This is a genomic window from Oceanibium sediminis, assembly GCF_003265325.1.
In the GTDB taxonomy this organism is placed as follows: Bacteria; Pseudomonadota; Alphaproteobacteria; order Rhodobacterales; family Rhodobacteraceae; genus Halovulum; species Halovulum sediminis.
This window is the reverse complement of sequence record NZ_QGNX01000008.1, coordinates 105,602-127,738: the sequence shown is the minus strand read 5'-3', so window position 1 is coordinate 127,738 and position 22,137 is coordinate 105,602. Positions and strand designations below refer to the sequence as shown.

The 22,137-nt window shown below is 67.2% G+C and carries 22 protein-coding genes; 9 read left to right on the top strand and 13 right to left on the bottom strand.

What is annotated here, in order from left to right; translation table 11 throughout:
• Window positions 1-216 precede the first annotated feature (216 nt).
• On the bottom strand, window positions 217-1,020 hold the full coding sequence (locus DJ029_RS17990) for a DUF1295 domain-containing protein (protein ID WP_112323881.1): 804 nt from the start codon (window positions 1,018-1,020) through the stop codon (window positions 217-219).
• Window positions 1,021-1,253: 233 nt separating this feature from the next.
• Between DJ029_RS17990 and DJ029_RS17985 the strand changes: the two genes are divergently transcribed.
• From DJ029_RS17985 to DJ029_RS17960, 6 genes are all read left to right on the top strand, one after another.
• Window positions 1,254-2,447: a helix-turn-helix domain-containing protein gene (locus DJ029_RS17985; RefSeq protein ID WP_112323880.1), complete on the top strand. Its 1,194-nt coding sequence runs from the start codon at window positions 1,254-1,256 to the stop codon at window positions 2,445-2,447.
• A gap of 70 nt (window positions 2,448-2,517) precedes the next feature.
• A complete protein-coding gene (gene ispG / locus DJ029_RS17980; protein WP_112323879.1) occupies window positions 2,518-3,651 on the top strand; it encodes a flavodoxin-dependent (E)-4-hydroxy-3-methylbut-2-enyl-diphosphate synthase in 1,134 nt (377 codons plus the stop codon).
• A 4-nt stretch (window positions 3,652-3,655) separates the two neighbouring features.
• Window positions 3,656-4,261: a DUF1499 domain-containing protein gene (locus DJ029_RS17975; protein WP_112323878.1), complete on the top strand. Its 606-nt coding sequence runs from the start codon at window positions 3,656-3,658 to the stop codon at window positions 4,259-4,261.
• 27 nt (window positions 4,262-4,288) lie between these two features.
• Window positions 4,289-5,344 carry a peptide chain release factor 1 gene (gene prfA, locus DJ029_RS17970; RefSeq protein ID WP_112323877.1) on the top strand — a complete coding sequence of 352 codons (1,056 nt, stop codon included), beginning with the start codon at window positions 4,289-4,291 and terminating at the stop codon, window positions 5,342-5,344.
• Window positions 5,341-6,201: a peptide chain release factor N(5)-glutamine methyltransferase gene (gene prmC / locus DJ029_RS17965; RefSeq protein ID WP_112323876.1), complete on the top strand. Its 861-nt coding sequence runs from the start codon at window positions 5,341-5,343 to the stop codon at window positions 6,199-6,201. The genes prfA and prmC overlap by 4 nt, the downstream gene beginning before the upstream one ends.
• Before the next feature lie 237 nt (window positions 6,202-6,438).
• The gene (locus tag DJ029_RS17960; RefSeq protein WP_232823130.1) at window positions 6,439-6,978 is read left to right on the top strand and encodes a DUF4167 domain-containing protein; all 540 of its coding nucleotides are present in this window, start codon (window positions 6,439-6,441) and stop codon (window positions 6,976-6,978) included.
• A gap of 20 nt (window positions 6,979-6,998) precedes the next feature.
• Here DJ029_RS17960 and rsmA read toward each other — a convergent pair whose 3' ends face one another.
• From rsmA to DJ029_RS17930, 6 genes are read right to left on the bottom strand one after another with little or no spacing between them, the layout of a single operon-like run.
• A complete protein-coding gene (gene rsmA, locus DJ029_RS17955; protein WP_112323874.1) occupies window positions 6,999-7,829 on the bottom strand; it encodes a 16S rRNA (adenine(1518)-N(6)/adenine(1519)-N(6))-dimethyltransferase RsmA in 831 nt (276 codons plus the stop codon).
• Complete coding sequence (gene pdxA / locus DJ029_RS17950; protein WP_112323873.1) at window positions 7,826-8,830, bottom strand: 4-hydroxythreonine-4-phosphate dehydrogenase PdxA; 1,005 nt, start codon at window positions 8,828-8,830, stop codon at window positions 7,826-7,828. Before pdxA ends, rsmA begins: the two co-directional genes overlap by 4 nt.
• The gene (locus DJ029_RS17945; RefSeq protein WP_157966432.1) at window positions 8,827-10,068 is read right to left on the bottom strand and encodes a peptidylprolyl isomerase; all 1,242 of its coding nucleotides are present in this window, start codon (window positions 10,066-10,068) and stop codon (window positions 8,827-8,829) included. The genes pdxA and DJ029_RS17945 overlap by 4 nt, the downstream gene beginning before the upstream one ends.
• Window positions 10,069-10,073: 5 nt before the next feature.
• Window positions 10,074-12,209, bottom strand: a complete 2,136-nt coding sequence (locus DJ029_RS17940) for an LPS-assembly protein LptD (RefSeq protein ID WP_112323871.1) — start codon at window positions 12,207-12,209, stop codon at window positions 10,074-10,076.
• The gene (gene lptG / locus DJ029_RS17935) at window positions 12,210-13,310 is read right to left on the bottom strand and encodes an LPS export ABC transporter permease LptG (RefSeq protein ID WP_112323870.1); all 1,101 of its coding nucleotides are present in this window, start codon (window positions 13,308-13,310) and stop codon (window positions 12,210-12,212) included.
• Complete coding sequence (locus tag DJ029_RS17930) at window positions 13,307-14,425, bottom strand: LptF/LptG family permease (protein WP_112323869.1); 1,119 nt, start codon at window positions 14,423-14,425, stop codon at window positions 13,307-13,309. Before DJ029_RS17930 ends, lptG begins: the two co-directional genes overlap by 4 nt.
• Window positions 14,426-14,567: 142 nt before the next feature.
• Here DJ029_RS17930 and DJ029_RS17925 point away from each other — a divergent pair, with 142 nt between their 5' ends.
• Together DJ029_RS17925 and DJ029_RS17920 are read left to right on the top strand one after the other, a co-directional pair.
• Window positions 14,568-16,046: a leucyl aminopeptidase gene (locus DJ029_RS17925; protein WP_112323868.1), complete on the top strand. Its 1,479-nt coding sequence runs from the start codon at window positions 14,568-14,570 to the stop codon at window positions 16,044-16,046.
• A 4-nt stretch (window positions 16,047-16,050) separates the two neighbouring features.
• Window positions 16,051-16,509, top strand: a complete 459-nt coding sequence (locus DJ029_RS17920) for a DNA polymerase III subunit chi (protein ID WP_112323867.1) — start codon at window positions 16,051-16,053, stop codon at window positions 16,507-16,509.
• 10 nt (window positions 16,510-16,519) lie between these two features.
• On the opposite strand, the gene DJ029_RS17915 is transcribed toward DJ029_RS17920, so the two are convergent.
• Genes DJ029_RS17915 through DJ029_RS17905 form a run of 3 tightly spaced genes read right to left on the bottom strand, consistent with a single transcriptional unit; the run spans window position 16,520 to window position 19,619 of the window.
• Window positions 16,520-17,104 carry a retropepsin-like aspartic protease family protein gene (locus DJ029_RS17915; RefSeq protein ID WP_112323866.1) on the bottom strand — a complete coding sequence of 195 codons (585 nt, stop codon included), beginning with the start codon at window positions 17,102-17,104 and terminating at the stop codon, window positions 16,520-16,522.
• Complete coding sequence (locus tag DJ029_RS17910) at window positions 17,101-17,742, bottom strand: MarC family protein (RefSeq protein ID WP_112323865.1); 642 nt, start codon at window positions 17,740-17,742, stop codon at window positions 17,101-17,103. The genes DJ029_RS17915 and DJ029_RS17910 overlap by 4 nt, the downstream gene beginning before the upstream one ends.
• Window positions 17,739-19,619 (bottom strand): ABC-F family ATP-binding cassette domain-containing protein, encoded by a 1,881-nt coding sequence (locus DJ029_RS17905; RefSeq protein WP_112323864.1) that lies wholly within the window; start codon window positions 19,617-19,619, stop codon window positions 17,739-17,741. The genes DJ029_RS17910 and DJ029_RS17905 overlap by 4 nt, the downstream gene beginning before the upstream one ends.
• A 117-nt stretch (window positions 19,620-19,736) precedes the next feature.
• Between DJ029_RS17905 and ndk the strand changes: the two genes are divergently transcribed.
• Window positions 19,737-20,159, top strand: coding sequence for a nucleoside-diphosphate kinase (gene ndk / locus DJ029_RS17900; protein WP_112323863.1), 423 nt, complete (start codon window positions 19,737-19,739; stop codon window positions 20,157-20,159).
• A gap of 9 nt (window positions 20,160-20,168) precedes the next feature.
• Here the strand turns inward: ndk and DJ029_RS17895 are convergent, their stop codons facing one another.
• From DJ029_RS17895 to purM, 3 genes are read right to left on the bottom strand one after another with little or no spacing between them, the layout of a single operon-like run.
• Window positions 20,169-20,513 carry a TfoX/Sxy family DNA transformation protein gene (locus DJ029_RS17895; protein WP_112323862.1) on the bottom strand — a complete coding sequence of 115 codons (345 nt, stop codon included), beginning with the start codon at window positions 20,511-20,513 and terminating at the stop codon, window positions 20,169-20,171.
• Complete coding sequence (gene purN / locus DJ029_RS17890; RefSeq protein ID WP_112323861.1) at window positions 20,510-21,100, bottom strand: phosphoribosylglycinamide formyltransferase; 591 nt, start codon at window positions 21,098-21,100, stop codon at window positions 20,510-20,512. Before purN ends, DJ029_RS17895 begins: the two co-directional genes overlap by 4 nt.
• Entirely contained in the window at window positions 21,097-22,131 is a 1,035-nt protein-coding gene (gene purM / locus DJ029_RS17885; RefSeq protein WP_112323886.1) for a phosphoribosylformylglycinamidine cyclo-ligase, read from the bottom strand. Before purM ends, purN begins: the two co-directional genes overlap by 4 nt.
• Window positions 22,132-22,137: the final 6 nt, after the last annotated feature.

Below are 22,137 nucleotides of genomic sequence, written 5' to 3'. Positions count from 1 at the left end.
CGCCAGCCGTGGTCTATTGGCAGAGAAATGATATCAACCAACCCGATCAGCAGGTGCAACGAGTAGCTTAATTTACGCCAGATCCTGTCCAACGGATGGGGAGTAGCTCACGACTGACGCTCGCCGTCCCAAGGGGCCGCTTTCAGCGATCTGTTGGGGGCGTTAGGTCCGCGCTCCGTCACCGCTCAGGACGACAGGTAGACGCCGGAACCCCTGTCAGTCGGCGGTTTTCTGCTGTCTGACGCCCCGCGCCCGGGGGATCAGGGCAGGGACCGTGCGTTGGTAGGCGGGAAAGCCGCTCCGTGTCCGGCTGAGCCTGTCTTCGAGGATGGCGACCCCCGAAACATAGCGTAGAAGCGCCGCGACGATCAGCACGGAAAGGGCGGCCCACCAGACCCCCGCAAGCATGGAAAGCCCGCTGATTGCCGCCCAGAACACGATCTCTGCAGAGTAGCTGGGATAGCGCACGTACCGCCGCAAGCCCGTCGTCAGCAGCCCGCCTTCGGGGGTCTTGCGCCGGAACAGGTCGAGCTGCAGGTCTGACAGCGCCTCGACCCCGATGGCGAGGAACGCGATCCCGGCGAGCAGATAGGCCGCCGCGCCCGGTTCCACCCCGGGGGACGCCGCCAGCCCGGCGAGCGCGCCGAGCGCCGCCATTCCCTGAAGAACGGACTGTAACAGGAAGACTACAAAGAAGCTTTTCCATTCCCAACCCGGGGACCAGCCGGCGCGCAGTTCCTGGTACCTGGGATCCTCGACCCCCTCGTTCAGGCGCCGGTAGCCAAGGTGAATGCCCAGCCGGGCGGACCAGACAAGGACCGGCACCAGGATCAGCAGCGTCATCGGATCCGACGGTCGCCCCATCGCGAACCACAGCGTCAGCGCCATGGCGCCGAACCCCGGCCCCCACCAGAAATCCACGATGCTCGCATCCCGGCGCAGCAGGCTCATGGGCCAGAGAACAAGGAACCCGGCAAGGCTCACGAACCATACCCAGCCGAATTCCGCCAAGAATGTCATTTTAGACTGCTCCGTAACCTTCCCGTTCTATACGCGGATCATGATGATCTGGATGAGTCCCCACCCCTGCGGCACGATGTCAGGCGCGAAGCACCGCCAACCTGCACGTGTTTTGCAACAAGTCGGTCCACAACGCCGTTCGGAAATGCTACCTTTCCAAAAAACGAAGTTCTGAGGCAGGACTAACGATTCGACCGTCCAGCAATGCATGAGAGAAGGCGACGCTCGGGCACATGAGCAGACTAGACGCAGAAGCAAGCGCAGATATCCGCGGGTTTGACGCCTATGAGGTCAAGCTCGGCGATCACTTGCGCGGTGAGCGGGCGACGCGCGGCAAGTCCCTGCTGGATGTCCAGCGCGAACTGCGGGTGCGCGCCTCCTACATCGCCGCGATCGAGAATTGCGACCTGGCCGTTTTTCCCAACCTCGGGTTCGTTGCGGGCTACGTGCGATCCTATGCGCGCTACCTGAAACTCAATCCCGAGGAAGTTTTCGAGCGTTTCTGCCGCGAAAGCGGCTTCGGCGGAGTCAATGCCGGGCTGCAGGCGCGCAAGGCGCCCAGCGGCGGGCAGATCGTGTCCAGCGGCCCGCTGCGCGTGCGCGACGACGACCCGCTTCTGCGCCCCGTGCAACGCCCCGCGGCCGAGCTTCAGCCGGGGCTCTTTGAGCGGCTCTCCGTATCCGCCGTCGGCTCGATCCTGGTGCTCGTGCTGCTGCTCGGCGGGCTCGGTTTCGGCGGCTACACGGTGCTGCAGAACATCCAGCGCGTCACGCTTGAACCGGTCAACCAGACGCCGCGCACGGTGGACACGATGGAAGGGTTCAGCGCGCCCGGTTTCGATACAGAGGTGATCGCGCTGAGCGGCCCGGCGGAACCGTCGCGGGACGCCGACCTGATCCGCATCTACGAGCCGACCGAAATGATCGTGCCCATCGTGGACAGCCGCGACGGCCCCATCGTGGACATCGATCCCGCGACTTCGGGCCTATACGCCGCCGCGCCCGCGGCGGCGCCGCTGCCCGTGGACCCGGCGCTGGAACTGGCCGCACTTAAGGCCGAGCAGGGCCCCCAGGTGCGTGAGGATGTGGGCGTGCCCCAGGTCAACGTGGTGGCGCGCCAGCCCGCCTGGGTGCGCATCTACCTCGCCAATGGCACGGTGCTGTTCGAAAAGATCCTCGACCCGGGCGAAACGTATACGCTGCCCCTCGACGTGGAAGCGCCGCTGCTGCGCGCCGGGAACTCGGGCTCGGTCTACCTGCTGGTGAACGACGCCGCCTATGGCCCGCTCGGCAACGCCACCTCCGTGGCCAAGGACGTGTCCCTGCTGCCCGATGACATCCGCAGCGAATACGCGCTGGTGACCGAAGTGCCCGACGTCATCCAGGCCACGGTCGCCGCGATGCGCGTCGGCCCGTCGGAACAATAGCCAGGGTTTGCACATTCCCCGCGTTTCCTGCACAGTCGCAGGAAGCTGAATATTGGATATTCTTACTGACATGTCGCTGAACCCGGTCCGCCCCTGGCGCAACATCTATCGCAGAAAAAGCCGCCAGATTCATGTCGGCGCGGTGCCCGTCGGTGGCGATGCCCCGATCACCGTGCAGACGATGACCAACACGCTGACCCATGACGTGTCGGCCACCATCGCGCAGGTCCAGGCCTGCGCCGAGGCGGGGGCCGACATCGTGCGCATCTCCTGCCCGGACGAGGCGTCGACCCGCGCCATGAAGGAAATCGTGCGCGAAAGCCCGGTGCCCATCGTCGCGGACATCCACTTCCACTACAAGCGCGGTATCGAGGCGGCCGAGGCGGGCGCCGCCTGCCTGCGCATCAACCCCGGCAACATCGGCTCGGACGAGCGTGTGCGCGAGGTGATCCGCGCCGCGCGCGACAACGATTGCTCGATCCGCATCGGCGTGAACGCGGGCTCCCTTGAAAAGGACCTGCTGGAAAAATACGGCGAGCCGTGCCCCGAGGCGATGATCGAATCCGGCCTGCGCCATATCCGCCTGCTGGAGGACAACGACTTTCACGAATTCAAGATCTCCTGCAAGGCGTCCGACGTGTTCCTTGCCGCCGCCGCCTACCAGGGCCTGGCGGAGGCGACCGACGCCCCGATCCACCTTGGCATCACGGAAGCCGGGGGCCTGGTCTCGGGCACCATCAAGTCGGCCATCGGCCTTGGCAACCTGCTCTGGATGGGCATCGGCGACACGATCCGCGTCAGCCTGTCCGCCGACCCGGTGGAGGAGGTGAAGGTCGGTTACGAGATCCTCAAGTCCCTCGGCCTGCGCCATCGCGGCGTCAACATCATTTCCTGCCCGTCCTGTGCGCGGCAGGGCTTCAACGTGATCGAAACCGTGGCCGAGCTGGAAAAGCGGCTTGAGCACATCAAGACCCCCATGAGCCTGTCCATCATCGGCTGCGTCGTCAACGGCCCGGGTGAGGCGCTGATGACCGACGTCGGCTTCACCGGCGGCGGCGCAGGGCACGGGATGGTGTATCTTGCGGGCAAGCAGGACCACCGGCTCGACAATGACAAGATGATTGACCACATCGTTGAACTCGTTGAAAAGAAGGCTCAGGAACTGGCCGCTGACGGGCAGCCTCAATTGGAAACGGCGGACTGATTTCATGCGCGTTATGTTCTTGATCATCCTGTTCGGCATGCTTGGCATCGCCGGCTTCCTGATCTTCTCGGTCCGCACCGTGACCCATGATCCCAACGTCTGGCACGTGGAACCCCTGCAGGCCCCGGCCTCGGCCACGCCGAACGATTACCGCGTGGCGCTGACGGAATTCACCGACCAGCCCGTCAACATGCCCGCCCCGATTTACGAGGCAGACGCCCGCACCCTGGCGCAGGCGTTCGACCTGTTCGTGATGGCCCAGCCCCGCGTGGACCGCGTCGCCGGTTCGGTGGAAGAGGCGTGGATCACCTACGTCCAGCGGACCGAGACGTTGCAGATGCCCGACTATATTTCCGTGCGGTTCTACGACCTTGAGCCCGTGGCGCCGGAAGCCGACCCCGCCGCCCCGGCAGAGGGCACGCAAAGCGATGAGGGCGCTGCCGAAGGCGAAGCCGGCGCGGAAACCGCCGAGCAGCCCGCGCCTGTCGCCGCGCCCGACAGGGCGACGATCGCGATCTATTCCCGCTCGCGCTTCGGGTATGGCGACATGGGCGTGAACGAAGCCCGGGTCACGTCCTGGCTCCAGTCGCTCGCCTCTTTCGAGGAATAAGCCCCCCTCCGTCCACAGGGCAACACCATGATCCCCCGGGAAACGCTTGAACAGATTCTGCAACGTTTCGAGTACCTCGAAGCGCAGATGGCCACTGGCCTGGCCTCGGACAAATTCGCCGATGTCTCGCGCGAATATGCCGAGCTGCGCCCCGTGGTTGAGACGGTGACAGCCTACAAGCAGACTGTTACCGGCATGGAGGAAGCGAAGGCGCTTCTGTCCGATCCCGACATGGCCGACCTTGCGCGCGAGGAACTGGAGACGTTGGAAGCGGACCTGCCCGCGCTCGAAAACGCGGTGCGTCTGGCGCTCCTGCCCAAGGACGCCGCCGATCAGCGCCCCGCAATCCTGGAAATCCGCGCGGGCACCGGCGGGGACGAGGCGGCGCTGTTCGCCGCCGACCTAGCGCGGATGTACCAGCGCTATGCCGAAAGCCGCGGCTGGCGCTTCGAGGTGATCGAAGAGGCGGCGACCGAGCTTGGCGGGCTGAAGGAACTTGTCGCCAGCGTTCAGGGCAACAGCGTCTTCGCCCGGCTGAAGTTCGAATCCGGCGTGCACCGGGTGCAGCGGGTGCCGGCCACGGAATCCGGCGGGCGGATCCACACCTCCGCCGCCACCGTCGCTGTCCTGCCCGAGGCGGAGGACGTGGACATCGACATCCCCGCGCAGGACATCCGCATCGACACGATGCGCGCCTCCGGGGCCGGGGGGCAGCATGTGAACACCACCGATTCCGCCGTGCGCATCACCCATCTGCCCAGCGGCATCGTCGTGACCAGTTCCGAGAAGTCGCAACACGCCAACCGCGCCCGCGCGATGGAGGTGCTGCGCGCCCGCCTATATGACATGGAACGCCAGAAGGCCGCCGATGCCCGCGCCGCCGATCGCAAGGGGCAGGTGGGTTCGGGCGACCGGTCCGAGCGGATCCGCACCTACAATTTCCCGCAAGGGCGGCTGACGGACCACCGGATCAACCTGACGCTCTACAAGCTGGACCAGGTGATGCAGGGCGACCTTGACGAGATCATCGACGCGCTGACAGCCGCCGATCAGGCGGAGCGCCTGGCGGCGCTGAACGTGTGAGCGAGACGATACAAGCTGCCCTGGTGCGTGCAACCGCGCTGCTGGACAAGGCCGGCATCCCCGATGCCGCGCGGGATGCGCGCGCGCTCGTGGCCGACGCGGCGGACCTGCCGCCCGACAGGCTGCGCCTCGAGGCGGCGCAGACCCTGGGCGGGGCGCAGGCGGAAAGGTTGCAGCAGCACCTCAGCGCCCGTATCGCGCGCCAGCCCGTGGCGCAGATCCTGGGTGAGCGGTTGTTCTGGGGGCGCTCGTTCCATGTCACCCGCGATGTGCTGGATCCGCGCCCGGAAACCGAGCTGATCGTGGCCCGCGCGCTGGCCGGGTCCCCGCCCGAACGGGTGCTCGACCTTGGCACGGGCAGCGGCATCCTCGCGGTCACGGTCCTGGCCGAATGCCCGGGGGCGACGGGCGTTGCAAGCGACCTGAGCGCGCCTGCGCTGGCGGTGGCGTCGCGCAACGCCGCGCGCCACGGGGTCGGCGACAGGCTGCGCTCCGTCCAAGGCTCCTGGTTCGCGCCGGTCGACGGGGTTTTCGACCTGATCCTGTCCAATCCGCCGTATATCCCGCAGGACGACATCCCCGGTCTTTCGCCCGACGTGCGCGAATGGGAACCCCACTTGGCGCTGACCCCCGGCGGGGACGGGCTTGGCCCGTATCGCGCGATGGCGGCCGGAATGACCCCCCATCTTGCCCCCGAGGGGCGCGCGCTGTTCGAATTCGGACAGGGGCAGGCGGACGCGGTGTGCGCGATATTTCGCTCGGCCGGTTGGGAAAATCTTGAGATTCACAAGGATATGAGCGAAAAATCCCGTGTGCTGGAGGTGAAAAATACCGCTCCCGGCACGCCCGGCGCATAATTGGCTTGTCTTTTCAGGTCAGCCCGGTATGACTTGGGTATCAGCCGCGTCCAGACATAGTGTCGGATGGGCTGGGCCATAACCTAAATGGAAAGTCCGGCAGAACATCGTCCAGTCATCTGGGCAACACGTTCGGCCAGCAACATTCAACACAACCCCCACGGACTGATGAGATCATCAAACAAACAGCGTTCGCGCAACAAGAATAATAACAGAAGCCGTAATGTCGGGAACGTCATGAATCGTGTGTTCAACAGCGCCGGGCCGGAAGGCAAGGTGAATGGAACGCCGAGCCAGATCATCGACAAGTACCAGGCCATGGCACGGGACGCGCAGCTTTCTGGCGATCGTGTGGCTGCGGAAAATTTCCAGCAGCACGCCGAGCATTACACCCGCATGTTGAGCGAGGCGCAGCGCGAGCAGGCCGAGCGGCAGGCCCGTGAGGACCGGCAACGTGAGCAGCAGAATGCTGGTGGCGGTGGTGGCAGCAATGGCAGCCAGCAACCTCAACAGCAGCGTGGCGACGGTGAGCAGCCCTCGGTTGACGCAGTGCAGCCCCAGGCTTCCCAGCCCCAGCCGGTTCAGGCAGAGGCGGACCAGGACAGGGACGATGTTCTTGGCGGCGGTGCCGACCTGGTGGACACGCCGGAATCCGGTGCCGCGAAGGCCGCGCAGGAAAAACCGCGCAAGCCGCGCAGTCGTGCGCGCCGCGCCGCGCCAAAGACCGAGGATGGCGCTGCCCCCAGCGGCACCGAGGCCGAGACTCCGGCGGAATAATTCCTTGCCCCAGCGCCCGCTCAGATCGCGCGGGCGATGGCGCAGAATTCTTCGAGCGTCAGGGTTTCCGCGCGCCGGGTCGGCGCGATGCCAAGGCCGGTCAGAACCGTCTCCACGTCGGGCATCACACCTTTCAGGGACTGGCGCAGCATCTTGCGCCTTTGCCCGAAGGCGGCGCTGACGACCCGCTCAAGCTTTGCCGGGTCGGCCGGGTAGCGCGGCGTATCGCGCCGCTCCAGCTGGACGACGGCGGAATGCACCTTGGGCGGCGGCGTGAAGGCCTGCGGGTTCAGCTCCATCACGATCTTGGACTCCACGCGCCATTGGCCGAGGATCGACAGCCGGCCATAGGCCTTGCTGCCGGGCGCGGCGACGATGCGTTCGGCCACCTCGCGCTGGAACATCAGCGTCAGAGAGCTCCACTCCGGCGGCCAGTTGTCCGGCGTCAGCCAGCGCACCAGCAGCTCGGTGCCCACGTTGTAGGGCAGGTTGGCGATGATCCGGTAGGGCGTGCTCAGATGCCCGGACAGGTCCACCTTCAGCGCGTCCCCCTCGATCACGTCGAGCCGGCCGGGGTAGGCGGCCGAGATTTCGGCCAGTGCGGGCAGGCAGCGCGCGTCCCGCTCCACCGCGACGACCTTGCGCGCGCCTTCGGCCAGAAGCGCGCGCGTCAGCCCGCCGGGGCCGGGGCCCACCTCCAGCACGTCGGTTTGCGTCAGGTCCCCGGCGCGGCGCGCGATGGCGCGGGTCAGGTTCAGATCCAGCAGGAAGTTCTGCCCAAGCGCCTTGCGCGGGCTCAGCCCGTGCAAGGCGATCACGTCGCGCAGCGGCGGAAGGGGATCGTCCGTCATGTCGTTTCCCCCGCCCCGGCACGTCGCGTGCCCATCTCATGCGCCATTTCAAGCGCCGCGATCAGGCTGTCGGGGTCGGCGCGGCCGCTGCCCGCAATGTCATGCGCCGTGCCGTGATCGGGCGATGTGCGCACGAAGGGCAGGCCCAGCGTCACGTTGACCCCTTCCGAGAAGTTCAGCGTCTTCAGCGGGATCAACGCCTGGTCGTGGTACATGCACAGCGCCGCGTCATAGGTTTCGCGCGCGCCCGGGTGGAACATCGTGTCCGCCGGCAGCGGGCCTTTCAGGCGCATCCCCTCGGCGCGCAAACGCTCCAGCACGGGGGTGATCAGCTCCATGTCCTCGCGCCCCATCAGGCCGCCTTCGCCCGCATGGGGGTTCAGGCCCGCGACGGCGATCACCGGGTCGGGCAGGCCGAAATCCGTGATCAGTGCGCGGTGCAGGATGCGTGCGGTGCGCTCCAGCAGGTCCGCGGTCAGGGCGTGGGGCACCTCGGCCAGGGGGATGTGGATGGTTACCGGCACGGCGCGCAGTTCGGGCGCCGCCAGCATCATGACCGAGGTGTCGACCCCGCCAAGCGCCGCCAGGAATTCGGTGTGCCCGGGGTAGGCGAAGCCCGCCCCATCGACCAGCACCTTCTTCGTGATCGGGTTCGTGACCACGCCCAGCGCCGCGCCGGAGCGGGCGAGGGCCACGGCCTGCCGGATACTCTCGATCGTGGCTTTCGCGTGCTCGGGCTGCACCTTGCCGGGCACAACGGGCCCGCTCAGGGGCTGGTGCAACACCGGCAGCGCGCGGGGCATCACCGCCGTCGCCTCCGCCAGGGTGGCGATCCGCTCCACGGGCACGCCCGCAGTTGCGCCAAGGCGCTGCATGAGATCCGCATCGCCGATCAGTGCGAAGGGCAGGCGGCCCTTCAGGGCCTGCCAGGCCTTCAGCGTGATCTCGGGCCCGACCCCCGTCGGATCGCCGCTTGTAAGGGCTAGGGGAGGAAGGCTCATGGTTCGAGGATGACCGCGTCTCCGCGCAACTCCTCGAGGAAGGCTTCGGCGAAAATGTTCATCTTCTGCGTGAACAGGCGCGCGCGCACCGCCTCGCGTTCCTCGGGGGACAGCTCGTCCGATCGCGCGCAGAGCATCAGCAGGACGACGCCGCGACGATCCTCGAAGATCTCGATGTCGCCGGGTTCCATGTCGCTCAACTGGCCGGCCAGTCCCGCGGGAAGGGCGCGGATCGGCGTCGGCTCGCTGCGCCCCGACGCGGCGCCGAATTCCACGGCGCGCGGCTCCAGGTCACGGCAAAGCCGGGTGTCGGCCTTGATATTGCGCGCAAGGCTCATCGCGGTCCGGCGTGCGCGTTCCGGCGCGGCGGAGGACAGCGGCTGGATCAGCTCGAAAAAGGTCACCGTGTCCGGGCCGGTGGTTTCAGGCGGGCGCGGAAGCTCGCGGATGCCGCGCAGCTTGAAGATGGAGATCCCGGCCCCGATCGGGATCGCGGCCGTCACTTCACCCGGTTGCAGCGCCAGGACCTGGCGCGCGACGGGAGGGGGCAGCTGACGCGCCGACACCCAGTCCAGGTTGCCGCCCCGCTGCGCCGACGCGGCGCGCGAATACTGCGCCACCGCACCGCCGAAGTTGCCGCCGCGGTTCAACTCGCGCGAAAGCCGGTCGGCCAGCGCGTTGGCGCGCTCCGCACCGAGTTCCTCGATCGAGATGGCGAGTTCCTGCAGCAGGACTTCCTCTTCCACGGTGCGATCCGCGAATTCCAGCGCGATGTCGATGTCACGCTCGCTCGGCCGGGCGGAAGCCCGGAAGCGCGCCTGGACGACGTTGCGCCAGCTGATGCTGACCTCGATGAAGTCGAGAAGCGTGCTGGTGGCGATGCCCTGGGCTTCCAGCGCGCTGACCATCTCGGGGACTTCCAGCTCGCGGCGGGCGGCGAATTCCCTGAGCCCCGCGTCCAGTTCATCGGGTGACAGGCCAAGGTCCAGGCGATCCACCACGGACATCTTGATGCGGTCTTCGATCAGCTGTTCGCGGGCGAGTTCGATGGGTTCCGCCCCCGCGCCAAAGGCTTCCAGGAGCAGCGCGCGCTGTTCCAGCTCGAAGCCGGTAATGGGGCGGTCGTTCACCACCAGGAGCGGTTCGAAGTCGGATTGCGCGACGGCCGGGGACAGGGGCGCTGCGAACAGGGCGACCAGGGCGATCAGGCGGCGGGTGAGTCGAGGAAGCGTTGTCATGTTCTTCAGATACCTTGGCATTGGCGCGCGGGCCAGCCCTCAGATGAGGAAGAGCCGACTCCGGCCAGTTCCACTTCCAGGGACAGGCGCGTGTCCTGGGGCACGTCGTTGGCGCTGGTGAAGCTGCGCGACACCCCGAAGGACGCCAGCAGGCATTCGTTCCCGAAGGTGATCCCGCCACTGGCCGAGATCGACCGGTCATCGGCAAGGTCATAGGTCCAGGCCGCGTCCAGTTCCCAGTTCGGGCGGAAGCGGTAGCGGCTCTCAAACGAGATTTCCCGGCGTTCGTTCAGCAGCCCCAGCAGCGGGTCGCTGTCGTCCCGGCTGAGGTAGGTATAGGCGGCCCCGACGTCGAAACCGGGCGTGGTGTAGTCGAACTCGAACTCGCCCCGGCGGAATTCCAGGCGGTCGTCGAACAGGCTGCGCCCGACCAGCGAAAAGCGGTCCGCGATGTCCAGCGACAGCGCTGCCACGTAGTTGGAGGCCGCCGGGCGCAGCCCCGAACCCGCGAACAGCGCCTGGTCGGCGTCGGGTTTGAACACGCGCCCGATCGTGGCCCCGATGCTCCATCCAAGGGGATCGATCCGCGTGTAGCTGATGCCGGAATTCACCCGGAACCCCTGTTCGCGCCGGTCACGGCCCGGAAAGCGGTTCAGCGACAGAAGGTTCGTGGTGTCGAACTCGGGCAGCAGGCTGTCCTCGTTCGGCACGTCCCGGTCCCCGAAACTGTCGGAGTAGACAAGCTGCACCATCGGCTCGATCACATGTATCGCGCGCGCGCCCTGCCGGGCCAGCGGCCAGCGCAGGGTGACGGCGCCGAAGGGGGTGGTGCGGACAAGCGTGCCGGGGCCGAACGTCGGGTCGTTGTTCACCGAGTAGGCGTCCACATCCGCGCCGAGGACGCTCGAAAGCCTTATGCCGTTGGACAGGGTGGTTTCGCCGCGCCAGTCCACGCCAAGGCCGAGCCGCATGACATCGCGCCCGCTTTCGCGTTGCAGGGTCAGGAAATCCGCCTCAACGCCCAGGGTTCCGCCGATGCGCGTGTCGCTCCACGTCCGGCGGTAGGTGGCGCTTGGCAGGACGAAGGGGATCTCGCTCTGCTGCTCGTCCTCGCGCAGGGTCTGGTAGGCTTCGGTGCGCAGGTCGAACCGGCTGTTGCGCCGGATGCGCGAGACGCTGGCGAAGCTTTCCAGCCGGTCGGCGTCACTGTAGTTGAACTGGCCGAGAAAGCTTCGGTCCGACGCCCGGTTCAGCTGGAACTCGAGGTCGAAATCGCGCGGCAGCGTGAATTGCCCGGCCGCGTCCACGTAGCCGCGGGAAAACCGCTCTCCCTGGCCGTCGTTCAGCGCGAAGGCGCCATCAATGCGGATCCGCCCGGCAGCGAAGCGGTGGCGGTATTGGCCTTCCAGCAGGATCGCGTCGTCGGTGGTCACGAAGGGCGTCAGCGTGACGTCCGCGTGATCGCCCATGGGCAGGAAATAGGGCAGCTTCGCCCCGATCCCGTAGCTTTCCGAGGTGGACAGGCTGGGGATCAGGAAGCCCGGCGCGCGTGTGACGCCGGGTTCGGGCACGCTGAGTTTCGGCAGGTAGAGCACCGGCACGCCGAAGGCATCGAGCACGACGTGGTCGAAATAGAGCCGCTGCGTCTGCTCGTCATGGACGACGGTGCGCGCGCGGATGCGCCAGATCGGGGTCGGGTTCTCGATGCACACCGTGCAACTGCTGGCCACCGCCGTGTTGAGCGAGGTGAATCGCCCCGCGCTGCGCTGGCCCGTGGCCGCGGCCACCTGGAACTGCTGGTCGAAGATCAGCCGCGCGCCCTCGATCAGCCCCTCGCGGAAGTCGGTGGACAGCTCGGCCAACGAGGCGAGCAGCACCATCCCCTCGGGCGTGCGCAGGCGGATCGCGCCGCTCGCCTCCAGCGTGCCGGCGCGCGCGTCGTAGCGCAAGGTGTCGGCCTGCAGGCGATAGGGGCCGAAGGTCGCCTCGACATCGCCGGTCGCGATCACCTGCTGGTTCGCCGTGTCATAGCGCAGGTTGTCCGCGTAGAGCGTGGCGGGCGGCGCGTCCTGGGCCTGTGCCGCCACATGCAGGCACACCAGAAGCGCAAGGCTGCGGATAACGAGGGGGAGCAGGGTCATTCAGCCGTCTTCCAGATGTAACAGCAGCCCGAGGGCCAGCAGGATTGCCGCGACAGGCGCGCTCCAGGCGGCAAGGGCGACCGGGATATCCCCGTTCCCGCCCAGGGTTTCGGCGATATCCTTGAAGAAATACAGGCTGAATCCCGCGAAGATCGCGAAAAGGATCATGACGCCTGTCTGCCCGAAGCGGACATGGCGCAGCGAGAAGCCCGCGCCGATCAGCACCATGGCGACGAACAGCGCCGGGCGGGCCAGCTCGGATTGCAGGAAGACGCGGTGGCGGGTCGCGGAAAAGCCGGCTTGTTCGAGTTGCGCGATGAAATCGGGCAGTTCCCAGATCGGGATCGAGTTGGGCGGCGCGAAACTGTCCTGGATCTGCTCAGCCGTCAGGTTGGTGGGCAGGCGCAGCTGGGGCAACTGCTCCGCCGGGCCAAGGCTCGCCTCCTCGCCCAGGTCCAGGTTCCAGCGGCGCACGCCGTTCAGCACCCAGACCTCGTCGCCAAGCTGTGCGCCGTCGGCCTCGACCCGCGTGGTCAGGCGGTTGTCGGGGGCGAACTGGTGCAGGCGTACGCCCTTCAGCGCGGAGCCCTCGGCGCTGGCCTCGCTGGCCTGGATCACCGTCTGGCCAGAGGGCAGGCCCTGGCGCAGCCACAGGCTGCCACCCGCGAAGGACAGCACGCTCTGCTCGCTTTGCGTGATCCGCGCTTTCATCGCATCCGCGGTGGCGGAGGAGGCGGCGACGATCGGGTTGTAGATCGTGGTGGCGATCCCCCCCATCACCAGCGCCGCGATGACCGGCATCAAGAGCACCCGCAGCCCCGAGATGCCGGAGGCGCGCACGATCACCATCTCCGATGTGCGCGACAGCCCCAGAAAGGCGGCCAGCGCGCCGAGCATCAGGATCAGGGGAAAGGTCTCTCCCATGATCTCGGGCAGCTGGAACAGGGTCAGGACGAGCGCGGCGTTGACCGGGGCGTCATTGGCGGCGGTGATGCGGATATTCTCGACCGAGGTCAGAAGGAACGACAGCCCGCCGATGACCAGGATCACGACAAGGATCGCGCGCAGGAAGCGCCGGGTGATGTAGAGTTCAAGCGTCATGACGTCACCACCCGTGGGGCGCGCACCGGCCCCGCCGCCCGCCTGAGCAGGTAGGCGGTGCCGATCAGCGCAAGCACCGCCGGCGCGTAGCTCACCGGCCAGAGCGCGGGCTCCCCCGTGACCAGCCCCTTCACCGCCAGCCCGGCGGTGATCAGCAGCACCCCGGCCAGTACGGCCATGACCACCCGCCGCCCGAAGCCGCGCCGCTGGTAGCCCCCGGTCAGCATCACCGCGATCGCAAGCACCGGCAGCAGCGCCGCGTGGACGCCGAAGACGATCCGCTCATGCCCCGTGGCAAGGAAGGTGCCCCGGTCGTAACGCTCCAGTGCGCGCACGTCCGCGTCGGGGAACAGAAGCTGCCATGTCATCATGTTCGACGCCCGGTCCGGCCCCGAGCCGTCGCGCGCCACCAGGTCGGACAGATCGAAGGTGAAGTCCTGGAAGCGCACCCGCGCGAGGATACGGTTCGCGACGCTGAAGGTCAGCGCGACGCCGTTGTTCATCACCAGCCGCGCCTCGTCCCCGTCGCGCAGCAGCACGGCCTTTTCGGCGGAATAGGTGACAGGGGTGGTTGGGTCCCGCCCGTCATGCAGGAACAACCCCTCCATCTGCCCATCCTCGCGCGCGCGGCGGATGAAGATGGTCAGCGCGTCCGTGGGGTGGATGAACACGCCCTCACGGATCAGCGCGTTGGCCAGCTCGCTGCGGATCGCGGCGCGGTTCTGTTCCAGGCGCAGCTCACCCAGGGGGGCCAGGAAGTTGGTGATCACCAGCGTCAGCGCCGCGATCAGCAGCCCGAACCAGATCAGCGGGCGGGCCAGCGCCAGCGGGCTTTGCCCCGCGGTCATCATCACCACCAGCTCCGCCTCGGAATAGAGCTTGTTGACGATGTAGATCGCGGCTGCGAACCCCGACAGCGGCACCACCATGGACAGCACGCGCGGCAGCACCAGCAGCGAGAATTCGAACAATACGAAGATCGACTGCCCCGAGGACAGCACCGTATCGATCAGCCGCACCGCCTGTGTCAGCCAGATGACCCCCGCCAGGATCAGGCAGAAGAACAGGAAAGCCGTCAGCGTCTGTCGCAGGATATAACGGTCAAGTTGGGCCATGGGCTGGTGTCGGCATCCTCGCGCGGCGGCGCGCGGGTTGGGCGGGCGGCGGCGTGATCCTGTATTGGCAGGTTGCAAGGTCACTGGTCAACCAAAGTCAAACCGCCTACATCTTGGCGGCAGAAAAGAAGGAGCTGTCCACATGTCCAAAATCCCCCCCGTCACTTTCGTTGAGACCGATATCGACGCCCTCGCCGGGGCGGAAGGCACGCTGGCCGTGCTGCTCGGGCCGGACGGGGCAATGGACAAGGCCGCGCGCCGCGCGGACCGGCTGAGCCGGGGGGCGCTGAAGCGCCTGGCGGACAGCAAGCACTTCGAGAAGCTCGACGAGGGCAAGGTCGAGACCCTGGCCTATCCCGGCGGCATGGTGGCGGAACGCCTGCTCGTGGTGAAACTCTCCAAGACCGCCGATGTCGCCACCGCGCGCAAGGCGGGCGCGGCCATCGCCAAGGCCGCCGAGAAGGGCGCGGCCCTGCGCCTTGAGGCGGGCAGCCACAAGCGCGCCGCGGACCTCGCTTTCGGGGTGGCGCTGCGCAGCTATGCCTTCAACGCCCACAAGACCGGCTCTGACAGCGCGCCGGGCCCCGACGGGCTGACCTGCGCCGTGTCCAAGCCCGACGATACCGCCGCCGCCTATGCACCGCTCAGCGCCGTGGCCGAAGGGGTGCACCTGACCCGCGATCTGGTGATGGAACCCTCCAACGTGCTGACCACCACCGAGTTCGCCGAGCGGCTGGAAGCGCTGGGCGATCTCGGCGTCAAGGTTGAGGTGCTGGAAGAGGACGAGCTGGAAAAGCTCGGCATGCGCACGCTGTTGGCCGTGGGGCAGGGGTCCCGCGCGCCGACAAAGGTTGTCGTCATGCAATGGAACGGCGGGGGCACCGAAGCGCCCTTCGCGCTGGTCGGCAAGGGCGTCACCTTCGACACCGGCGGGATCAGCCTGAAACCGGCGGGCGGCATGGAAGACATGACCATGGACATGGGCGGCGCGGCTGTCGTCGCGGGCACCATGCACACGCTGGCCGCGCGCAAGGCGAAGGCCAACGTCGTCGGCCTAGTCGGGCTGGTGGAAAACATGCCCGACGGCAATGCCCAGCGCCCCGGCGATGTCGTCACCTCCATGAAGGGCGACACGATCGAGGTGATCAACACGGATGCCGAGGGGCGGCTCGTCCTCGCCGACGTGCTCTGGTACGCGCAGGAGCGTTTCGCGCCCGCCGCCATGATCAACCTCGCCACGCTGACGGGGGCAATCATCATCGGCCTTGGCCATCACCGCGCGGGGGTCTTTTCCAACAACGACGATCTGTGCAACGCGTTCCTGAAGGCCGCCGAGGCCGAGCAGGAAGGCGCATGGCGCATGCCCCTGGGCCCGGAATACGACAAGGCGCTGAAAAGCCCGGTGGCCGATATCGCAAACGTCGGCGGGCGGCCTGCGGGCTCGATCACCGCGGCGCAGTTCCTGCAACGTTTCGTCAAGGAAGACGTGCCCTGGATTCACCTCGACATTGCCGGGGTGGCGCAGGTGAAGGCGGAAACCGATTTCGCCCCCAAGGGCGCGACGGGCTGGGGCGTGCGCGCGCTCAACCGCCTGATCCGGGACGGCTACGAGAAGGGCTGATCCATTGGGCGAGGTCCTGTTCTACCACCTCACCTCCGCGCCGCTGGAGGCCAGCCTGCCGGAGCTGCTGACCCGCTCCCTCCAAAGGGGCTGGCGCTGCGTCGTGCGGGCAGGCAACGCGGCGCGGCTGCGGGCGGTGGACGACATGCTCTGGACCTATGACGACGCCAGTTTTCTGCCCCACGGCACGGCCGAGATGGGCCATGCCGACGCGCAGCCGATCTATCTTACCACGGGCGGCGAAAACCCCGGCGGGGCCAGCATCCTGATGCTGGTGGACGGCGCGCGCGTCGATGTGGCCGAGGTGCCGGAATACGACCGTATCTGCCTGATATTCAACGGGAACGAGCCTGACAGCCTGACCAATGCGCGGGCCGACTGGCTGGCGGTCAAGGGGGCCGGGGCGAAGGGCAAGTACTGGGCGCAGGACGACGGCCGCTGGATCCAGAAGGCCGAGACCTGAGCGCGGACTCTCAGCGGCGGATCAGCAGCATCGCGTCGCCCCGGATCTCGATCCGCTCGAACCGGTCGAGGTAGGACATCCCCAAAAGCGACGCGCCGAGCGCGCCCTCGTTCACGGACGCGGGGACGTTGTAATCCACCAGCCCGCCGAATTCGACCTTGTCCAGGATCACCGGGGCGGTGCGCACCATCCCGTTGGCGGTCCGTGCGCTTTCGTGGAAGCTGAGCGTCGCTGGATCCAGCCCGATGCGGCGCGCGTCGCGCAGGCTGATCACGACATCTGTCGCGCCGGTGTCCACCAGGAAGCGCACCGTCTCGTCGTTGATGCGCAGCACCGCCTCGAAGCTGCCGCTGAGCGAGCGGCGGATTTCGAGTGTTTCGGGATTGACCCTTGCGGGGGTGCCGGGGGACAGCTCGGCGAAGATCGTGTCGCGCTGCGCATAGGCCACCAGGATCACGGAAAAGATCGCGACCCAGGCCAGGATGTCACGAAGGTGTTTGCGCAGCGCCAGCTTTCCCGATGCCCAGAGCGCCCCGCCGATGAAGGCGAGCAGAAGCAGCAGGTAAATCAGTCGCGCAACTTCGTTTTCGCTCATTCAGCCCCGTTCGCCAGAAGCCCGCTGTCCGCCATGCCGTCCAGCACGAATTGCACGGCCAGCGCGGCAAGCAGCATGCCCAGAAGGCGTGTCACGACGGTAATCCCCACCTGGCCCAGAATGCGCTCAAGCCCGCCGCTCAACAGAAACAGGACATACGCCGTCGCCACCACGCAGAGCATAACCCCGATCAGCAGCGCCTGGGTAGAGAAATCACCGCTATGGTTGCCCATGATCAGGATCATGGTGGCCAATGCGCCGGGCCCGGCCAGCAGCGGCGTGGCCAGCGGAAAGACCGACGGGTCATGCGGCGTGGGATTGGAAATGTCCTGGTCGGCGGTCTTCTCGCGCCGCTCGGTGCGGCGTTCGAACAGCATTTCCACGGCGATGATGAACAACAAAAGTCCGCCCGCGATGCGGAACGCCGGCAGGCCGATGCCGACGAGGCCCAGCACCTTTTCCCCCGCGATGCCGAACAGGGCGAGCACAGCCGCCCCGATCAGGCAGGCGCGCAGCGCGATCTTGCGCCGCTCGGGCGGGGGATGGCCCTGGGTGAGGGCGATGAAGATCGGTGCCAACCCGATGGGGTCGATGATGACGAACAGCGTCACGAAGGTCGTGATTGCCAGCTCGATCATGCGCCGACCTCCGCGTATTCGAGGTTTTCAAGCGCTTCCAGCCAAAGCGCCTCGGCCTTGTCCAGGCCGTCCTGCACCTCGGCGCGTTTCCGGCGCAGCTTCTCGATCATGTCCGCGCCGCTGGTTTCATAAAGCGACGGGTCGGCAAGCCGCGCGTCCAGCTTGTCGCGGATTTCCTCGATCTTCTTGACGCGCACCTCGCAGCGCCGCGCTTCGGCGCGCAGCTCGTTCTGGCGAGCGCGGGACGCGGGGGTGCGCTTCTCCGGCTTCTTCGCTTTCGCTTCGGACTTGGGTTTCGGCGCCTTCTTCGGCGCGGTGCTGCCCGACAGCAGCATCCGGCTGTAGGCGTCCAGGTCCTCCTCGAAGGGGCGCACGACGCCGTCCTTCACCAGCCACAAGACATCCGCCACCAGGTTCACCAGGTGCGGGTCGTGGCTGACCAGGATCACCGCGCCGGAATAGGCGGACAGGGCCTGAACCAGCGCCTCGCGGCTTTCGATGTCCAGGTGGTTCGTCGGTTCGTCCAGGATGATCAGGTGCGGCGCGTCCAGGGTGGCCAGCAGCAGCGACAGCCGCGCCTTCTGCCCGCCGGACAGCTTCGCCACCGGGGTTTCCACGATATCCGCGCCGATCCCGCCCGCGGCCAGCTGCGCGCGCAGCCGCGCCGGGGCCACGCCTTTGCGTTCCCGCGCGATGTGCTGCAACGGCGTTTCGTCCAGGTGCAACTCGTCCACCTGGTGCTGCGCGAAATAGCCGATCCTCAGCTTGGAGGAGCGGTGGATCGCCCCCTCGGACGGGTTCAGCCGGTCCGCGATCAGCTTTGAAAGCGTCGACTTTCCCTGACCGTTCGCGCCAAGCAGCGCGATCCGGTCGTCCTGGTCGATGCGCAGGTTCAGCTTGCGCAGCACCGGCGGCCCGCCATACCCGACGGAGACATCCTCCAGCCGCACGATGGGCGGGGAAAGCTGCTCGGGCTGGGGGAAGGCGAAACTCGCCACTGCGCCGTCGATGGTGACGCTGACCTGCTCCATCCGCTCCAACGCCTTGATGCGGGACTGCGCCTGCTTGGCTTTCGACGCCTTGTAGCGGAAGCGATCGATGAAGCTTTGGTAATGGGCGCGTGTTTCGGCCTGCTTGCGGGCCTGGGCCTGCTGCTGCTCAAGCTTTGCGGCGCGGGTCCGCGCAAAAGTGTCGTAAGAGCCTGTGTAAAGCTCCAGCTTGCGTTGATCGAGGTGCAGGATCGCCCCGACCGAGCGGTTCAGAAGCTGGCGGTCATGGCTGATCACCAACACCGTGTGGGGGTATTTCGCCAGGTAGGTTTCCAGCCACAGCGTGCCCTCAAGATCCAGGTAGTTCGTCGGCTCGTCCAACAGCAGCACGTCGGGTTCGGAAAACAGCACCGCCGCCAGAGCGACCCGCATCCGCCACCCGCCCGAGAAATCGGCGCACGCACGCGCCTGCTGGGCGGTGTCAAAACCAAGGCCGTTCAGGATCGAGGCAGCGCGTGCCTCGGCCGTGTGCGCCTCGATATCGGCCAGCCGGGTCTGGATTTCGGCGATGCGGGTGGGGTCCTGCGCCTCTTCCGCCTCCGCCAGCAGGGCAGCGCGCTCGGTGTCGGCGGCCAGTACCGTGTCCAGCAGGGTCGTCGGGCCCGCGGGCACCTCCTGCGCGACGCCGCCGATGCGGGATCCGCGGGGCACTTCGATGCTGCCGCCCTCAAGGGCCAGCTCGCCCCGGATCAGCTTGAACAGCGTGGTCTTGCCGGTGCCGTTACGCCCGACAAGGCCCACCTTGTGTCCGGTGGGGATGACCGCGCTGGCCTGCTCGAACAGCGGGCGGCCCGCCATGGCGAAGGAAATGTCTGATATACGAAGCATCGGAACCCTTTGGACCTTTGCCATGCCGCTGTCAACGGCGTGCGGTTTTGCCCCTTTTCCCCGCGCGCGGCGCGTGCTACGCCCCGCGCCAAACCCCGCTTACAAAGGAACCGATCCATGGCGATCCAACGCACGTTTTCCATCATCAAGCCCGACGCGACCAAGCGTAACCTGACCGGCAAGATCAACGCCAAGTTCGAGGAAGCCGGCCTGCGCATCATCGCCCAGAAGCGCATCCAGCTGACCCCGGCCCAGGCTGGCGAATTCTACGCCGTCCACAAGGACCGCCCCTTCTTCGGCGAGCTGGTCGAGTTCATGTGCTCCGAGCCGATCGTCGCGCAGGTGCTGGAAGGTGAAGACGCCATCGCCAAGAACCGCGAAGTCATGGGCGCCACCAACCCCGCCGACGCCGCTGACGGCACCATCCGCAAGGAATTCGCCCTGTCCATCGGCGAAAACTCCGTCCACGGGTCGGACGCACCGGAAACGGCCGCTGTGGAAATCGCCTACTTCTTCTCGGGTCTCGAACTGGTCGGCTGAAGCTGACGTTCAGCGCGGCGTGTCCACGTCGCGCACACCCAGGGCATCAAGGGCCGCTTCCAGTTCGGAGCGGCCCTTTTTCGTGGGCCCGGCCGCCGCGACAAGGGCATCGAAGCGGGCGCGCATTTCCAGCTTTTCCTCTGGCTGCAGGTCGTTCCAGGGCCGTCCCTGAAGGCCAAGGACCAGCGCGTAATAGCCGATGAAATGGGGCCGCGTCCCGGCGCGGATCAGCGCTGTATAGGCGGCGTCGGCCCCGAGTGCGCGCACGGCTTCGGCACTGTGCAGCCCGGCGCGGGCGAAGCCTTCCCGCGATTTCGGGCCGATGTTGCGGATGCTGTCGACCGGAGAGGTCACAACAGGGGCAGGGGGGCGGTGTTCCCTGCAAGAAAGCGGCGCAGCACCGCCGGGTAAAGCTCATGCTCGCGCGGCAGCAGACGTTCGGCCAGGGTGTCGGGCGTGTCGCCGGGGTGCACCGGCACCACCGCCTGGCCATAGATAGGCCCGTCGTCCAGCGCCGCCGTCACCCCGTGCACCGTGCAGCCATGCACCGCCATCCCGCTGTCGAGCGCGCGCGCATGCGTATCCAGCCCCTTGAACAGGGGCAGCAGCGAGGGGTGGATGTTCAAGATCCGCCCCTCCCAGCGCGCCACGAACTCCGGGCTGAGGACGCGCATGAAGCCCGCAAGGCAGATCACTTCGGCACCCGCATAGCGCAGCGCTTCGTCGAGGGCCGCCTCGAACTCCGCCTTGGGGCGGCCCTTGTGGGGGATCAGCGTGGTTTTCAGGCCCATCGCCTCGGCCTTGGCCAGGCCCGGCGCGTCCTTGTTCGCGGCGACCAGAGCGACCTCACCAGGGTGGTCGGGGCTGGCCATGTCTTTGGCCAGCGTCACCATGTTCGAGCCGGAGCCCGAGATCAGGATCGCAACGCGCGTGCGGCTCATGTAAGCGTGCCGGTGTAGCTGACGCCGCTGCCGGGGGCGACCTTGCCAAGGGTGAACACCGTCTCCCCCTCGGCTCGCAGCAGTTCGGCCAGCGCCTCGGCCCGCTCGGGCGCGACGGCCAGCACCATGCCGATGCCGCAGTTGTAGGTTTTCAGCGCTTCGGCTTCGTCCAGCTCGGCCTCTGCCACCAGCCAGCGGAACACGTCGGGCAGTGTCCAGGCGTCAAGATCGACCGTCGCGCCAAGCCCTTCGGGCAGGACGCGGGGCAGGTTCTCGCTCAACCCGCCGCCGGTGATATGGGCCGCCGCGTGCACGCCGCCCGCGCGGATCGCCTTCAGCACCGGGGCCACGTAGATGCGGGTGGGGCGCAGCAGCTCCTCGGCCACGCTTGCCTTCCCGAAGGGGGCCGCGTCCTGCCAGGTCAGACCGGCCTGCTCCACCGTGCGGCGCACCAGCGAGTAGCCGTTGGAATGCACCCCGTCCGAGGCAAGCCCGAGCAGCACGTCCCCCTCGGCCACGTCGGCGGGCAGGGTCTGGTCCCGCTCCACCGCGCCGACGGTGAACCCGGCCAGGTCGAAATCACCGGCAGGGTACATGCCCGGCATTTCCGCCGTCTCGCCCCCGATCAGGGCACAGTTGGCTTCTGCACACCCCTTGGCGATGCCTTCGATCACGGCGGCGGCGGCCTCCGTCTCCAGCTTGCCGGTGGCGAAATAATCGAGGAAGAACAACGGCTCCGCCCCCTGGCACAGCAGGTCGTTCACGCACATCGCGACCAGGTCGATGCCCACGGTGTCCACCTTGCCGGTGTCGATCGCGATGCGAAGCTTGGTGCCGACTCCATCGGTCGCGGCCACCAGGATCGGGTCCGTGAAGCCCGCCGCGCGCGGGTCGAAGAACGCGCCGAAGCCGCCCAGCGACGCCATGACGCCGGGGCGCGCCGTCGCCTTCGCCGCGGGTTTGATGCGATCCACAAGGGCGTTTCCGGCATCGATATCGACGCCAGCCCCGGCATAGGTAAGCTTGGCCATGTCGCA

What these genes read in the sequence shown, in the direction of transcription:
- DJ029_RS17905 (WP_112323864.1), bottom strand. Translation starts at nt 19,619, where the DNA reads ATGCTTCGTATATCAGACATTTCCTTCGCCATGGCGGGCCGCCCGCTG.
- pdxA (WP_112323873.1), bottom strand. Translation starts at nt 8,830, where the DNA reads ATGAGCCTTCCTCCCCTAGCCCTTACAAGCGGCGATCCGACGGGGGTC.
- lptG (WP_112323870.1), bottom strand. Translation starts at nt 13,310, where the DNA reads ATGACGCTTGAACTCTACATCACCCGGCGCTTCCTGCGCGCGATCCTT.
- rsmA (WP_112323874.1), bottom strand. Translation starts at nt 7,829, where the DNA reads ATGACGGACGATCCCCTTCCGCCGCTGCGCGACGTGATCGCCTTGCAC.
- DJ029_RS17940 (WP_112323871.1), bottom strand. Translation starts at nt 12,209, where the DNA reads ATGACCCTGCTCCCCCTCGTTATCCGCAGCCTTGCGCTTCTGGTGTGC.
- DJ029_RS17945 (WP_157966432.1), bottom strand. Translation starts at nt 10,068, where the DNA reads ATGACAACGCTTCCTCGACTCACCCGCCGCCTGATCGCCCTGGTCGCC.
- DJ029_RS17915 (WP_112323866.1), bottom strand. Translation starts at nt 17,104, where the DNA reads ATGAGCGAAAACGAAGTTGCGCGACTGATTTACCTGCTGCTTCTGCTC.
- prfA (WP_112323877.1), top strand. Translation starts at nt 4,289, where the DNA reads ATGATCCCCCGGGAAACGCTTGAACAGATTCTGCAACGTTTCGAGTAC.
- ispG (WP_112323879.1), top strand. Translation starts at nt 2,518, where the DNA reads ATGTCGCTGAACCCGGTCCGCCCCTGGCGCAACATCTATCGCAGAAAA.
- DJ029_RS17985 (WP_112323880.1), top strand. Translation starts at nt 1,254, where the DNA reads ATGAGCAGACTAGACGCAGAAGCAAGCGCAGATATCCGCGGGTTTGAC.
- ndk (WP_112323863.1), top strand. Translation starts at nt 19,737, where the DNA reads ATGGCGATCCAACGCACGTTTTCCATCATCAAGCCCGACGCGACCAAG.
- DJ029_RS17910 (WP_112323865.1), bottom strand. Translation starts at nt 17,742, where the DNA reads ATGATCGAGCTGGCAATCACGACCTTCGTGACGCTGTTCGTCATCATC.
- purN (WP_112323861.1), bottom strand. Translation starts at nt 21,100, where the DNA reads ATGAGCCGCACGCGCGTTGCGATCCTGATCTCGGGCTCCGGCTCGAAC.
- DJ029_RS17960 (WP_232823130.1), top strand. Translation starts at nt 6,439, where the DNA reads ATGAATCGTGTGTTCAACAGCGCCGGGCCGGAAGGCAAGGTGAATGGA.
- DJ029_RS17990 (WP_112323881.1), bottom strand. Translation starts at nt 1,020, where the DNA reads ATGACATTCTTGGCGGAATTCGGCTGGGTATGGTTCGTGAGCCTTGCC.
- purM (WP_112323886.1), bottom strand. Translation starts at nt 22,131, where the DNA reads ATGGCCAAGCTTACCTATGCCGGGGCTGGCGTCGATATCGATGCCGGA.
- DJ029_RS17930 (WP_112323869.1), bottom strand. Translation starts at nt 14,425, where the DNA reads ATGGCCCAACTTGACCGTTATATCCTGCGACAGACGCTGACGGCTTTC.
- DJ029_RS17975 (WP_112323878.1), top strand. Translation starts at nt 3,656, where the DNA reads ATGCGCGTTATGTTCTTGATCATCCTGTTCGGCATGCTTGGCATCGCC.
- DJ029_RS17925 (WP_112323868.1), top strand. Translation starts at nt 14,568, where the DNA reads ATGTCCAAAATCCCCCCCGTCACTTTCGTTGAGACCGATATCGACGCC.